General features: G+C 54.3%; 9 protein-coding genes. All 9 read right to left on the bottom strand.

Annotated features, from left to right (window positions below; genetic code table 11):
• Positions 1 to 57: 57 nt before the first annotated feature.
• Positions 58 to 873: a hypothetical protein gene (locus VK574_RS00505; protein WP_472797806.1), complete on the bottom strand. Its 816-nt coding sequence runs from the start codon at positions 871 to 873 to the stop codon at positions 58 to 60.
• A 77-nt stretch (positions 874 to 950) separates the two neighbouring features.
• Positions 951 to 1,991 (bottom strand): hypothetical protein, encoded by a 1,041-nt coding sequence (locus VK574_RS00500; protein ID WP_472797805.1) that lies wholly within the window; start codon positions 1,989 to 1,991, stop codon positions 951 to 953.
• A gap of 166 nt (positions 1,992 to 2,157) precedes the next feature.
• Positions 2,158 to 3,429 carry an NAD(P)/FAD-dependent oxidoreductase gene (locus VK574_RS00495; protein WP_472797804.1) on the bottom strand — a complete coding sequence of 424 codons (1,272 nt, stop codon included), beginning with the start codon at positions 3,427 to 3,429 and terminating at the stop codon, positions 2,158 to 2,160.
• A gap of 731 nt (positions 3,430 to 4,160) precedes the next feature.
• On the bottom strand, positions 4,161 to 4,964 hold the full coding sequence (locus tag VK574_RS00490; RefSeq protein ID WP_472797803.1) for an enoyl-CoA hydratase-related protein: 804 nt from the start codon (positions 4,962 to 4,964) through the stop codon (positions 4,161 to 4,163).
• On the bottom strand, positions 4,961 to 6,235 hold the full coding sequence (locus VK574_RS00485; protein ID WP_472797802.1) for a CaiB/BaiF CoA transferase family protein: 1,275 nt from the start codon (positions 6,233 to 6,235) through the stop codon (positions 4,961 to 4,963). Before VK574_RS00485 ends, VK574_RS00490 begins: the two co-directional genes overlap by 4 nt.
• A gap of 104 nt (positions 6,236 to 6,339) precedes the next feature.
• Positions 6,340 to 7,863: a class I adenylate-forming enzyme family protein gene (locus VK574_RS00480; protein ID WP_472797801.1), complete on the bottom strand. Its 1,524-nt coding sequence runs from the start codon at positions 7,861 to 7,863 to the stop codon at positions 6,340 to 6,342.
• Between the two features lie 38 nt (positions 7,864 to 7,901).
• On the bottom strand, positions 7,902 to 9,119 hold the full coding sequence (locus VK574_RS00475) for an acyl-CoA dehydrogenase family protein (protein ID WP_472797800.1): 1,218 nt from the start codon (positions 9,117 to 9,119) through the stop codon (positions 7,902 to 7,904).
• A 491-nt stretch (positions 9,120 to 9,610) separates the two neighbouring features.
• A complete protein-coding gene (locus tag VK574_RS00470; protein ID WP_472797798.1) occupies positions 9,611 to 11,206 on the bottom strand; it encodes a PAS domain S-box protein in 1,596 nt (531 codons plus the stop codon).
• A 253-nt stretch (positions 11,207 to 11,459) separates the two neighbouring features.
• The gene (locus VK574_RS00465) at positions 11,460 to 14,600 is read right to left on the bottom strand and encodes a PAS domain-containing protein (RefSeq protein WP_472797796.1); all 3,141 of its coding nucleotides are present in this window, start codon (positions 14,598 to 14,600) and stop codon (positions 11,460 to 11,462) included.
• Positions 14,601 to 14,671: the final 71 nt, after the last annotated feature.

Raw genomic sequence — 14,671 nt, 5'->3', positions numbered from 1 at the left:
GTCAGCTCGTTTTCGATTCGCTGAACCAGCGCTGCGTATCGTTACTCTGCCAAAGAACTAATTCCGGCTCGTCGGTATCGATACATCTTGCTGCAGGGTGAACTCGATCAGCGTCTCGGACGGCACTTTTACTTGGTCTCCCTTGGTGATTGTTTCTGACCCGGCGCCCGCGCCCGCGCCGACACCCGCACCGATTGCGGCTCCTTTGCCTCCGCCCGCGAGGGCCCCGATGATCGATCCCACCGCTGCTCCGCCCACCGTTCTCCTCGCAGTGCTTGCCCCGCGCGACTTGCCGGTCAGTTCATATTCTCCCGTCACGATCGGCACGGTCTGCCCGTTTACCACGAACGCCGTTAGTTCCAGCCGTAGCTGCGATCTACCGGTGAATGTTCCGGACTCTTTCGACTCCGCCAGCCGACCATAAACGCCGGCATCCCTGGAGACGATCTCGTTGCCGTCCACGCGCAGCGGTTCTTCGAGGGAGGCCTGGAATCGATCGCCCACCTGATTCTGCGTGGAATCGATTGCATCGATGGTTCGCACGGTGATACGCGTTCCTGCCGGGATGGTGACATACGCCGGTGTCTTCGTGCCGGCATCCTCAGACGGCTGCGGCTCGCTGGGAAGCGAACTTGTCGATGGCTCAGGTTGGTCACTCGCTGCCCTTTCGGAATCAAACTTGAGCGAGACGATGTCAGCGAGGTTGTACTTCTGCACCGTGGAGCCGACCTGGAAGCTGATCTCACTCTCTGTGCCACCCATGAACTTGCCCTTAATCAGGCTGCCATTCTTCAGCTCCAAAGAATCGGCCCACGCAATTGACGCTCCCAGCCACAGAGCAATGACCAATCCGCAATGTAGATTCAATTTCACGATGATTTCTCCTTGCCTCGTTCCCTTTGCTTCTCTGATTTGATTCAGTTGAGATGGCTCGGGATCTCACAATCGTTCTATTTGGATTGACCGGTTTCCCGATCGGAGACCGGCTCGGCCCGCTCCGGCAGAGTTGACCGTTTCAATGTCTCCGCGATGTTATGCGCCAAGTTATGGGTAGCACGCAAGTTGTCCCCGAAAAACCGGACATTGCCATCGACGGATTTATCCAGCACAACATGGCCCTCTCGTGTAACCAACTGAACGTGCACGTTCAATTTGGTCGCCCCATTTACGGTTGTGACAGCCCGTCGAGTCTCGCTTCCGGGCGTATATTTTTGCACCGTTGTCTTCAGGGTGAGGATGCTGGAAACATCATTCGCGTTGCGATCCCCGCCACGGAACGACTGTGTAAACTGCTTGGTTTTGGTTAGCTCTTCCAGGAGATTCTCATAGATGGCGGCTCCAAAGGATGGCTGAAGGCCGACGTCGCCGCGGTCCACTCTGTCGACCTGCACACTCCATGGCTGGGCACCTCCTCTTTGCTTGACCTCGGGAGCGCTTTGCGTGGTGGCTTGGTCGTCCGGAGACGAGATGTGAGTGCCGTTAGCTACGAGATCCTTCTTGAAGGTTTGTCCCTGTCCCTTGTCGAGTTGGAATATGGCACCATGAAAACCACCATTGTTATCACGGTATTCAACTGTTAGGACGTCATATTTCTTATGTGCAAAAAGGCTCACTACCCGCCCTCCACCAAACGGAGCTGCAGTTTTGCCTAGCATCATTGCCGTGCCGCCTACCTCCTTGTCTTCATCCTCCACAAAGAGGTCCTCAATGGAGCTTAATTTCACCTGGGCAGTCAGACTTCCATCGCGCTGAAATTGCACCGCGTCACCCTTAATTCTTAATTGGCCGGTGGCGTTATGCCGCACACCTTCAAACCCCAGGACATGCGTGACATGGATGGCCGCCCCTGGGACCGGACTTTGTGTTCCGCTTTGAGCCTGACCTGTCGAGCCCGCGCATAACGAGAGGAGGAGAATCAGGCATGCTAATCCATGCCCAACCTGAAAGGAAGTCACCGGTGTCTGCTTGGACAGTTTGGGATTACGATTCATATTTTCTCTCTTGTAGCTGCCACGATGTGATGATCCTTCGATTCACAATAAACCCTCGCTCCGAGATGATCGGATGCTGAATGCGTTCACAAAAATGCAAATCAGGTTCGCTGGAATGAAGTCAAACTGAGGCGTCCGAACGCCGATTGCCAATGGGAATCTCACGTTAGGTATTCTCACGCTGTTCAATGATTAACCGGTCACCGCGCTGCGCACTGAGGTACGTCCAGATCCACTGGAAGAAGACGCTAAACCGCAAACTGCTCTCCGCCAGAAACTGCATGTGGATCAAAGCCCACACGAGCCAGGCAAGGAAACCACTCATCCTGACACGCCCGCTCTGTAACACGGCAAAATTCTTGCCGACTACGGCAAGGTTGCCCTTGTCGAAGTAGCGAAAAGGGGGAAGTGGTGATTTCCCAGTCATCTGCCGAAAGACTGATTTTCCGACGTAACGTCCTTGCTGCATGGCAACCTGCGCGACTCCAGGGAGTGGCCGCCCGTCCTGATCAAGGGACGCGGTGTCGCCAATTACAAATATCTCAGGATGATTCTGGACCGTGAGATCCTGCCTGATGCGGACGCGACCTGCACGATCTACATCGCAACCAAGCCATTTTCCGGCCGGCGATGGGGCAACTCCTGCCGTCCATATCACCGTCTTGCTTGGAATTCGCTCATCGCCTACGACTGCGCCCTCTGCATCGATCATTTGAACTGCTTTCTCCAGGCGCACGTCAACACCCAATTCCAATAAACGAAGTCTTGCTGCTTCCGAGAGACTTTCCGCGAACGTTCCAAGGGGGCGTTTCGCCATGTCCACCAGAATGATATCTGCGGACTTTGGATCGATCCGACGGAAGTTCTTCCGTAACGTCGTCCGGACCATGACAGCGATTGCGCTTGCCATCTCTACGCCAGTCGGTCCCGCGCCCACCATGACAAATGTCATCAATGCCTTCCGGCGCTCGGGATTCTCCTCAGTCTCTGCCTCCTCAAATGCCGTGAGTATGTGATTGCGTAAGGATTCAGCATCCGCAAGACTTTTCAATCCCGGGGCGAAGTGAGCGAACTCATTATGTCCAAAGTAACTATGACTGGCCCCTGTCGCGAGCACCAGATAGTCATACGCTACCCGTAGTCCTTCCCGATCACCGGCGTCGACGATTATGTGCCGCGTGGCCGAATCGATCCCGGTCACATTGCCTAGCATCACTGAAGTATTCTCCTGGTCTGCCAAGAGACCACGGAGCGGGGATGCAATCTGACCCGGTGCTAGAACCGATGTCGCTACCTGGTATAGGAGGGGCTGAAACACATGATGATTTGACCTGTCAATCAAAAGTACGTTGACAGGAGCACGTCGAAGCGCCTTGGCCGCAGCAAGGCCGCCAAATCCACCTCCGACGATCACAACCAGGGGAATTTTTTTTGTCATACTTCGCTCCAGTCAGCCTCGGGACTTTGCGCGGAGGCGGCAAGTCTTCAGAAAGACTCGTCGGCCATTTTCACGGCAAACGCTTCTGCACATATGAAGCTTCTCAACCGCGGCCACATCTTTGGGGAACCTTCCGAAATCGCGTGAACCCTTCATCATGACGATTTCCAATTTGTTCTCATCGCTATCTTCTGGCATAAATCCCTCGAAAACACGCCACCTGTAAAACTCATTCAGCGCTGTGATCGAAGCCGTGTCTTCTGAGCAGGTATTGAAGGAGAAATTTCTCCCTTGCCGAATATCGCGCGCACGATTCCTCACCCATTCATCTCTGAATCGCAAAACGCTTTCCCTGTTCCGTTCCTCAATCCTGCTTGGTGCTTGTTGTACTTCTGTCCGCTGTACCGTCTGTGCGCCATGCGCTCCGCCACTGACCTTGGAAGGGGGCCGCGAGTGTCGGTACGATGCTTCGCAGCATTCGCCTAATTGCGTGTCCCGCAGTTCCTCGTCTTCGAGTTCGACAAGATGTTTGGAGTTTCGTCCAAACGCCACTATTGAAGTGTTGGGTGCCATGATTCCATCTGCTTTTGTCGTGATCGGGGAATTGCGAACAGTGACTACATCGCGAGACTAGCAGCCGTGCACCAGTGAAACAATTACATGTTCCTGTAGTAGAGCTTGAATAGATACATTGACTCGGCGAGGTTCTCGCTTCAGCGTTCACCACGCAATCACTTACCTTGGAACTGAGGAGCGCGCTTTTGGACGAAGGCAGAAGTGCCCTCCTTCTTGTCCTCGGTCCCGGCAGCAAGGCCAAAGTACTTCGCCTCGAGCTTCAGTCCTGAAGTAAGGTCTGTGTCAATACCCTTGTTCACCGCATCAATGGAGTAACCAATCGCGATCGGGGCATTTGCATCGATCTGCTTGAGAATGGCCTCACACCGCGATAACAGGTCCGCTGCAGGAACAACCTCATTCACCAACCCGATGCGATAGGCCTCGTGGGCATCGATCAGGTCACCTGTAAGAATCAGTTGCAGAGCCCGGCCTTTGCCAACGAGGCGCGGTAGTCTTTGCGTGCCGCCGTATCCGGGAATGACCCCGAGCTTCACTTCAGGCTGACCGAACTTCGCGTTTTCCGCGGCAATGCGAATAGTGCACGCCATCGCCGTCTCACAACCGCCTCCGAGGGCAAAGCCATTCACCGCTGCGATCACAGGCTTGCCGAGTGTCTCGATGAACGAGAGCGTCTCCTGGCCTTTCTCGGAGAACTCACCTGCCTTCTCACCGTCGATTGTCGAAAGCTCAGCGATATCCGCGCCAGCAATGAACGCCTTCTCTCCAACTCCGGTCAGGATGATGCCTTTGACTGTGACATCCTCCTTCGCCGCATGAAACGCGGTGCTGAGTTCTTCAACGGTCTTCCGGTTGAGCGCGTTCATCACCTTGGGTCTATTCATGGTGATGTAAGCGATCGATCCTTTGACTTGATACATGATGTTTTCTAAGCTGGTGGCTTCTTCTGCAGCGCTCATACAAGTTCTCCTCTCTCCTGCGCAGGTTTCCCTGGAGCATGCGTTGGCACCTCAGCATGCGCCGCCTTCGGCGCTGCTCCGCTGGCACGCAGGCCTGCGATCTCATCACTTGTGAATCCAAGTTCCTTCAACACTTCATCGTTGTGCTCGCCGATTCCCGGCGCGCGCCTGGCGGGCACTTTCGTGACACCGTGCACTTGAATCGGACTGCTGATGGTTGAGGTCAACTTCGCGCCGGCTCCTTCGAACGGAACGACGATGTCATTCGCTCGCAGTTGCGGATCATTAATGACTTCCTGCGGCTCACGCACGGCGCCGAACGGGACGTGAACGCCATTGAAGACCTCATACCAATGCGACATTGGCTGCGAACCAAAGATCTCATCGAGCATTGCGGTCAGTTGCGGCCGGTTCTGCGCCAGCTTAGCGGGATCCGAGAATCGCGGATCCGTCAGGATATCCTCACGACCTAGTGCCTTTAGAACCGCAGGTATCTTGTCCGGAGTAGCTACCACAACGAACCAAGTGCCGTCGGAAGAACGATACGTGTTCAAACCTGCATTTGCGGGATGTGCTCGATCGTGCAGCCCATAGAAACTCGCACCGCAAAGAGCGGCCTGGATAGATACGCTGGCCGACCAGACACCTGCCGCGAGCAGCGAAGTCGTGACGTAGGATCCTTTGCCGGTGCGTTCGCGACGATAAAGAGCGGTCACGATTGCACCATAAATGGCGACCGCAGTCGCATTGTCGCCGCTACCGGCCACGGGCCACGTCGGCGGCTCTCCAGCATCGCGCGTCATAAATAACAAACCGCTTCGCGCCCAGAAGGCTGTGAGATCGAACCCCGGAAGAGCGGCGTCCGGTCCTTTCTCGCCGAATCCGGTGAGATCCGCATAGATCAGACGCGGATTCCACTTCGCGACATCGTCATATTCGAGCTTCAATTTTTGGCGCGCGGCATGGGGAGTGTTGACGATGAACACGTCGGCCCATTTGGCTAACCGCTCGAGAACCTGCTGCGCGCTCGCAGCTTTTAGATTGAGCGCAACGCCACGTTTGTTTCGATTGGCCAATTCAAACGGATAAGGCTCATCTGAATGCGGCTGAGGAGGGATCTTATGCCCGTTTCTCCACGGCTCTCCGTCGGGCGGCTCGACCTTGATCACATCCGCGCCAAAGTCGGACAGGATTGTTGCTGCTGCGGGACCCGCGATAAAACTCGCAAGGTCTACAATTTTCAAACCAGAAAAAATATTGTTTTCGCTCATAGGATCTCCAACATCTCCATTTGTTCGTCATCTTTGAAGAGCGAAGCTCGTCACAATCTTCCGGATCTGCTTCGTACTTCAACCCTCTTCTGGCGGCCGGCGCATCACACACGCCTCGGTTGCCCGGCCCAGTACTTCTCCCGTAAAACTCGCTTCAGAATCTTGCCCGACCCGGACTTGGGGAGTTCCTCTGTCATGAACTCGATATGGCGAGGGACCTTGTATGAGGCGATCCGCGTCCGGCAGTACTGCTCGAGTTCGTCTGCAGACAACTTGGTTCCTGGTCGTAAAACAACGGCTGCAGCCACCAACTCTCCCCATTTCTCATCCGGGATGCCGAATACCGCGGCCTCTTTCACTTCGGGGATCTCATAAATGGCGGCTTCAACTTCGCCGGAGTAGACATTCTCCCCGCCGCTGACGATCATCTCTTTTGCTCGATCGACAATGAAGAAGTAGCCGTCTTTGTCCTGAAAGCCGATGTCTCCCGTTTGAAAGAACCCGCCATTGAATGCTTTCGTGGTTTCGTCGACTGAAGACTCTGCCTTCGGAGAGTCTTCGTCGATGTCGTGCCAGTAGCCCACCATGATGCCCGGGCCCCGTGCTACCAGGTTGCCCAATTCGCCGGCAGGCGCTGGTCCTCCATTTGGATGAACGACTCTCAGGTCTATACCGGGGCAAGCGCGTCCACACGACTGAATTCTGTCATTGGTGTGTTCAGCATCCGTTAACCCTGTCAGAAAACCGGTCTCGCTCAACCCGTAGACTTGCAGCAACTTTACCTTCGGCAGGAGCCTGCGTATGTCCTTTATGAGTACCGGAGCGATTGGCGAGCCCCCATAGGCCAGCACATCGAGAGATTCCAGGTTGTAGTTATGAAGTTCTTCAAATTGGCAAAGCGTGTTGATCATGGAGGGGACGAGAACGGTGTGCGTTACTCCGTTTGCCTGAACGGAAGCGCAGAACGATGCGGGGTCAAAGCGCCGCAAGGCCATCTGTGCGGCGCCGAAGACAGGGGCCGCGAACAATGCCGGAAAATCGGCGATATGGAACATTGGCGATGCGTGAAGAAAGACGGCCCTCTCCCGGTACGCCAGCCAGTAGTTGAGATCATGAATGTTTGAGAAGACGTTCGAGTGTGTAAGCGCAGCCCCTTTTGGTTGTCCTGTCGTTCCGCTTGTATACAGGAGCACGAGAATCGCATCTGGATCGTAAAACTCTTCTGTGTGGGGCTGCTCCTCAATCTCGTCGACGGGCTCGAGATCGATCACGTGCTCCCAATCGGGTTGCACCGTCGGAGCGGGATACATCGAATGCCGGATGAGGCCACGTGGTTGCGAGTCCTCCAGCAGTCGATCGATCTCGACGCCCGCGTAACGGGTGTTGATGGGAACTGCGATGACTCCCAGCAGGCTGCATGCATACACCATTTCGATGTAGTCGGTCTCGTTTGGCATTAGAAAAGCAAGCCGGTCTCCACTTTGCAAACCGCGACGCCGAAGCGCCGAAGCGATCTTCCTCACTCTGACGTCCAGCTCCAGAAAGGTTACTGCCCGGCCGTCCCGCAGCAGAGCTGTGTGCTGCGGGAAGTATTGCAAGGCGCGGCCAACGGAATGGGTATAAATCATCTATGCCTCTAACTCGGTAGTGACAGACGCGGGTCTGATTAAATGAACGCGCTGAAACCCGAGACGGCGCGGCCAACGATGAGGGTATTCATCTCACGCGTTCCCTCGTAGGAGTAGATCGCCTCGGAGTCGGCAACAAAACGGCCTACGTTATAGTCAAGAAGGATTCCGTTCGCTCCGAGAAGCTCTCTTGCAAACCCCACCGTTTCGCGCATCTTGACGGTGCAGAACGCCTTGGCGAGCGAAGCATGTTCGTCTGCTAGCTTGCCCTGGTCTTGCAACTGGGAAAGCCGCATGACCATGCACTGGCAGGCGGTGATGTTGCCGACCATCTTTACAAGCAGGTCCTGAACGAGTTGGAACGAAGCGATCGGCTTGCCGAACTGTTCGCGCTGCTGTGCGTACAGCAATGCATTTTCGTAGGCGCCCATCTGGCATCCGACAGCTTCCCACGCGACGAAGCCTCGGGTCATGCGAAGTACGCGGGCAGTGTCACGGAAGGAAGTGTCATTCTGCAGGCGGTTCTCTTCCGGCACCTTGCAGTCTTCGAGGGTGATCAGTCCGTTCTGTACAACCCGCAGCGCCATCTTGTGCTGGATCTTCTCAACCTTGAAGCCGGGGGTGGTCTTGTTTTCGACGATGAAGCCCTTCACCTGGCCATCAGCCACATCTCGCGCCCAGATAATGGTGACATCACCCCACGTCGAGTTGCCGATCCACTTCTTCTGGCCGTTCAGAATCCATGTGTCGCCCTCCCGCCGTGCGCTCGTCAAGAGACCACGGGAGGCGCCAGAGCCCACCAGAGGCTCAGTGAGACCGAAAGAGCCGATCTTTTCGAGACGCGCCATCGGGGGCAACCACTTTTTCTTTTGCTCCTCCGACCCGCAAAGGAAGATCGATCCCATCGCAAGGCCGCTATGCACACCGAAGAAGGTTGCGAAGGAGCAGTCGACCTTGGCGATCTCCATCGCAACGTAGCAGGCCAGAAGATTGCTGCCACCGGCACAGCCATACCCCTCGTATCCCAATCCCATAACCTGGAGATCCCGGAAGCCGGGTAAAACGTCAAACGGGAATGAGTCCTTCTCCCAAAAGCCATTGATGATGGGCTCAACCGATGCCTTCATAAATTCACGGACTTTCGTGACCGTTGCTTGCTCCGTCTCAGACAGCATCTGAAAGGTCTGGTAGAAATCGCTGTTTGGCTTCGGGATTACAATCGGTTTTTTTGCTTTTTGAGTCTGTGTGTCTGACATCGGATCCTCCAGTGCCTTCTCTTTCGGTTGTGTCAACCGGAACTGTTGTGCGAAACAAGGTGACTGCATTCGGCTCAGTCCGTGTACGCCGTGTGGGTCAGGTTCCCCTGAACAGCGAACTGGACCTTCTGCGTCTTACCGTCGAGATTCGCGGTGTAAGGGGAGCCTCTCTTCGGCATTTGGAGTTGGGTCCGTGGCCATGCGATGGATAGCATCTCTGAAGACACCGGTCCTTCCCTTTTTAAGAACACATCTCAGCGATGTCGAGAGACGCCCCGCGTAAAACCGTAAAGTCTGCCGCAGCCCAGGGACTGATGAAAACCTACAAATTCGTCTCAATCCGACGAACCCATCTTCAGGGCACGAGGTCATCCTATCCAAGACTGAGGCACGAAAGAAATTACATATTCCAATTAGTCCGCAGGTCGGACCCGCTTCGCATTAGCTGCAAGCTTCGACTTAATCTTTCCGCGCCTTAATGGAATACGGTATTAAGGTATTGGTTGTTGGCTAGGTGCAGTCTCTGGAACACTAAGTAGCAGACTGAATTTCGCTCCATAGTCCGGATTGTTCTCCGCCCACAGTTGTCCGCCGTGAGCCTCTACGATCGAACGTGAGATGGAGAGCCCGATGCCCATTCCATTCTTTTTGGTCGTGACGAAAGCGTCGAACATATTGTCGACATTCTGGACTGGCAATCCACATCCATTGTCGATAACTTCAGTGAGCACCTGACCATCAGCCCTTCGTAGGATACGGATGTGCAATGAAGGTAATCGACTACTGCCTTGCATCGCTTCAATTGCATTTCCAACAAGATTGATGATGACCTGTTGGATCTGATAACGATCCGCGAGCACCATGAGGACTGGTTCCTCGCAATCGTATTCAATTGGAGTAAATCGGCGGTTTACGTTTTCCCTGATGAGGCTGACAGCGTCTTGGATGAGGTCAACCATATTGCATTGCGCTTTGACGGCTGGTTGCCTTTTGAATAGCAATCGGACATTGTGCATTACCGCGTTGACAGCGCGTGCATCTCTCACAATGCGGTCGACTGAAGCGACCGCTTGCTCAACCTTTGGAGGAACGACTTTAAGCCAACGCGCACATGCCTGCGCGTTTACGAGAACGGAGGTCAGTGGTTGATTGATCTCGTGTGCAATGGATGCAGCAATCTCTGCGCCCATCGAGTTTCTCGATGTGTCTGACACGTTGGCGCGAAGTTCGCGAAGCCTTTCCTCTGCGCGTTTTTGGTCGTCAATGTCTATAAAAACTGCAAACCACTGGACGATTTGACCATTCTCGTTTCTCATTGGCTCTGCACGGACCAGATGCCATCTATACAGGCCATCTGCTCTTCGAAGTCGATGTTCAGCCTCGCAGTGACTGCCATTAGCCAAAGCCTTCTGACATTCGTTGCCTGCAGTTTCTCGCTCTTCAGGATGTATCATTTCGAGCGGCCCCGACCTTCGTATCTGATCAAGAGACATTCCGGTATAGTCGCGTACCTTCCTATTGATGAACGTCACGCTGCCATCAGGCGCCATCGACCACACCATTGAGGGAACCGTATCCATCACGCTCTGCATCTCCTGCTCAGATTGCAGCAGCGCCAGCTCTGCGTTCTTTTGGGCGGTCGTATCGAGCGCGAGAGCTTCTTGAGCTTTGCACAGTTGGTCGACATCAACAGCAAGGATGTACCATGTGACTGCCGTGGAGTCACTGTCGGTGGTCAGTTCCGCCTTGAGGTGTTGCCATCTGTATGTATCATTACGTTGACGGAACCGCCAGATCGCATTGAGGGGTTCCCGTTCTTGTACGCATCGCCGCCACGTTTTCTCGGCCTCATTGATGGGGCTGCAATCCAGGCTCTTCAGCCATCCGGCCCCTAAAAGATCTTCCAGAGAACGTCCCAGAGTTGCCAATGCGAACTTATTTGCGTAGACAATCTGTCCTTCGGCGTCGGCCACTAAAATGCAACCCGGAACGCTATCCACGATGCGGCAGTAACCTGGTCGTGTTCCGTCGACGGTTCGGTTGCCAACAGGCGTCACTACATCGGATTTGGGTTCCGATTCATTCATTTAAAATCGGCAGGATCAATAACGGCGTCACATAGTGGATTGGTTAGCGTTCCTGCAGAGTCCCAGAAGCCTACTTTGCAGTGGTGGCGCGACGTCCGCCAGATTCTTCCGGAGACTTCGGCCGGAAACGCGCCATATCACCAGATTAGACCAGGGAATGTTAGCGCACCGTTTGGTTGAGTTACATATTTATGGAATAGACGAATTGGTGTGAACTAGTAATGAAATGCTTCATATCGCAAGCAGGTCTAGTTCATGCATATTCCTGGATCTGCGCCGTCGTGGGGCTCGCATTGGACAGCGGTAAAGCCACGTTGAAGGTTGCACCACCAGCTTCATTGTTCTCAACCCAAAGACGCCCCCCATGGGCTTCAACGGTGGAGCGTGACACGGCCAAGCCTATTCCCATGCCTTTCTCTTTTGTCGTCATAAAAGCGTCAAAGATTCGGTCCGGATCATCGACTCCCGTCCCGTTATCGATCACTTGGATTAACATCCCGTTTGAGTCTGTCACCGCACGGAGTTCGACCAGCGGGGCCACTTGTTGCTCCTCCAAGGCCTCGATAGCATTCACGATCAGATTAATGAAGACTTGCTGCATCTGAATCTGGTCTACAGGGATCGCAGGGAGAGACTCGTCGAAGTGGCACTCGACGGGTACGACGCACTTTTTCGGATCCTCCTGCACAATTCGGACAACTTCATTGAGTAGGTCCGGAATCTTCACATCTTTCTTGACGAAGGACTCCTGCTTGAAGAGTGCTCGAATATGTCGCATTGTCTCGTCAGCCGCACGGGCATCTCGTATGATCCGTCCAATCGACAAATTCACCTCCGTCGCATTCGACGGATCGGCATTCAACCATCTCTTCGCCGCCTGCGCGTTTGCAAGCATCGACATGAGTGGTTGGTTCAGTTCGTGAGCGATCGAAGCTGCAAGTTCAGCGACGGTCGCCAACCGCGAAGCTTTAGCGAGCTTGATACGCGTTTCACGAAGATGGTCTTCTGCTCGTTTCCGCTCATCGATGTCGGTCGCGAGGCCATACCACTGAATGATCTCGCCGTGGGGATCACGCAATGGTTCGCCCATCGAGTGATGCCATCGGTACTCTCCATCTGCGCGTCGCAAGCGGTGTATTACGTTGTACAACTCTCCAGAGCCAAATGCCCGGGCAACTGCCTTCGCAGTTTCCTCTCGATCATCCGGATGAAGAAATCTCTCCCACCAGCGATTAACCACTTCTTCGAAGGGAGCCCCATAATATTCAAGCAATCTTTGAGAGATATGAGTTAGCTCTCCGGTCGGCGACGTTGACCAAAGCATTGAGGGGATCGTCTCGATAATTCCAAGAAGTTCATGCTCTCGCATCTGAAGAGCGCTTTCAGTCTCCTTCAATGCATTCACGTCGAAGAGAATCCCATACCATTTGACGATCTTCCCTTCATCATCACGAAGAGGGAGGCTACGGTTCAAGAACCAGTGGTAGACTCCGTCGGCGCGACGGCAACGTAGCTCCTGCTCAACAGTTTCTCCTGAAGCCACTCCGGCCTGCCAGTTTGCCAATGCTCGATCCACGTCGTCGGGATGAATCGTACCTGCCCAGCCCCACCCCATTACTTCTTCCCTGGTCTGGCCGGAATAGTCCAACCAGCTTTGGCTCAGAAAATCGACCGTTCCATCAGGCAACGAGGTCTCCAGGTAGGCGGGCATTATATCAATGAGGGTCCGAAGCTCTCTCTCGTTGCAGAGGATCTTCTCTTCCGCCGTCTTGCGCTCGGTGATGTCGGTGACCGCTCCGATAAATTCGCGATTGCCGGATGCATCCGGTATAGCGCGAGCTATTGCGTGGACGTGCTTGACTCGCCCATCAACAAGCAGTAAGCGATACTCATGTTCGAAGTCAGCGGCTGTCTGAGATGCACGATCGATGACCTGTTGAAAGAAGGCACGATCTTCAGGATGAAGACGCCGAACTAGCATATCCAATGTCGGTTTCTCGGCGCGATCGTACTCGAAGATGCGATAGGTTTCGTCTGACCAGACAATCTCTCCCGTATGAGGATTCCATCCGAAGCTACCTGTGTGACTGAGTCTTTGGGCTTCCGCCAAATAGGCTTCGCGACGGCGGAGCTCCTGAGTGAGAAGCTCGTGCTCTGTGACGTCAATGGCGTTGCCTACGATTCTTTTCAGAATCCCGTCTTCTACAACGGGGGCACCGACGCAACGAATATGCCTGACTTCGCCGTTAGGTCGCACAATGCGTTTGGTGACATCACATCCTGAAGCCTCCGCGATCATTCGCTTGATTAATGATGCCATGAACTCACGATCAAGTGGATGAACACGTGCAAGATACTCGTCAAGGGTGGGTGCGCCGCTTTCCGGATCAAGGCCGTAGATGCAAAAAAGTTCATGAGACCAGTACACAAAGGCCCCAGCAGGCTCGAAGACCCAACTGCCAATATGGCCGAGACGTTGCGCTTCGGCTAGATAATTGACGACATTGCGGAGCTCTTGTTCACTTTGCCGGAGGTTCTCATAGAGATTCTGAAGCTTAACAGCGGTCTGGTTGAAAACTTGGGAGAGATGAGCGAGTTCATCTCGGCCTTGCACAGGTAGATGGTGACCAAATTCGCCACTCGCAAGAGCGGAGGCTCCATTAACCATGGATCGAAGGGGGCGAGTGATGCTCTGAGTGACAACGAATCCCAAAAGAGCCGCAACCACTATCGTTAGGCCACTTGCGCCGGCCGTTATGAGTACTGCTCGATTCTGAGCCAACTCAAGTTTTCGAGTGGACTCTGATCGCATCCCTTGTAAATCACGACTGGCAGTATCCACGAGTTCAGCGCTCAGGGTCTCCAGAGTTTCGACCGGCTGTTCTCTCCGCTGACTCAGAGCATCCCAGTCTGCCACTGAGGCGAGGGTAGTAAGCGAATCGATTTGCGAAGGCAGTAAACCTTGAATTGTCTCGAGCGTGGGTAAGACAGTGGGATCGAGAGTATTGTTTGGTTCGATTCCTCGGAACACGGCTTGGGTCTGTCTTAGGCTATTGTTCAGTTGGTTGCGCAGGACAGGCGCTTCTTGCTGCAGACGTGCAAGATTCCGAGCCTTGACTAATTGTTCTGATTGGTCGCGGAACGACAGTACAAGCGCATGGACGCGCTGAACTTCCATGAACTGCTCGTCCATTTGTTTCAGACGGTTTGCCTGCGCGCGCATCACGCGCGACTGCCAAAACAGGATGCCCGTGCCCACCGACATCAACGCGATGATCAGGACAAAACAGAGCGTTAAACGGGTCTTGATGTCAACGCGCGAAATCAGCGCGATCATCCACGCTGCTTTGACCGATGGCGATGCGCCATCTACAGGCCTGCTTACGTCGTCCATGGCTGAGCCTTATCAGAAAGTCCGTCCATATTTCACATCTCAGGTAACAGAGCCGCATGCAACAGCTACGA

Origin of the sequence: Occallatibacter sp. (assembly GCF_035317045.1) — a bacterium.
GTDB lineage: Bacteria > Acidobacteriota > Terriglobia > Terriglobales > Acidobacteriaceae > Telmatobacter.
This window is presented reverse-complemented; position numbering and strand designations above follow the sequence as displayed.

Excerpts from the sequence above, each read along its gene's own strand:
- VK574_RS00495 (WP_472797804.1), bottom strand. The coding sequence starts at position 3,429 with ATGACAAAAAAAATTCCCCTGGTTGTGATCGTCGGAGGTGGATTTGGC.
- VK574_RS00470 (WP_472797798.1), bottom strand. The coding sequence starts at position 11,206 with ATGAATGAATCGGAACCCAAATCCGATGTAGTGACGCCTGTTGGCAAC.
- VK574_RS00485 (WP_472797802.1), bottom strand. The coding sequence starts at position 6,235 with ATGAGCGAAAACAATATTTTTTCTGGTTTGAAAATTGTAGACCTTGCG.
- VK574_RS00465 (WP_472797796.1), bottom strand. The coding sequence starts at position 14,600 with ATGGACGACGTAAGCAGGCCTGTAGATGGCGCATCGCCATCGGTCAAA.
- VK574_RS00500 (WP_472797805.1), bottom strand. The coding sequence starts at position 1,991 with ATGAATCGTAATCCCAAACTGTCCAAGCAGACACCGGTGACTTCCTTT.
- VK574_RS00490 (WP_472797803.1), bottom strand. The coding sequence starts at position 4,964 with ATGAGCGCTGCAGAAGAAGCCACCAGCTTAGAAAACATCATGTATCAA.
- VK574_RS00475 (WP_472797800.1), bottom strand. The coding sequence starts at position 9,119 with ATGTCAGACACACAGACTCAAAAAGCAAAAAAACCGATTGTAATCCCG.
- VK574_RS00480 (WP_472797801.1), bottom strand. The coding sequence starts at position 7,863 with ATGATTTATACCCATTCCGTTGGCCGCGCCTTGCAATACTTCCCGCAG.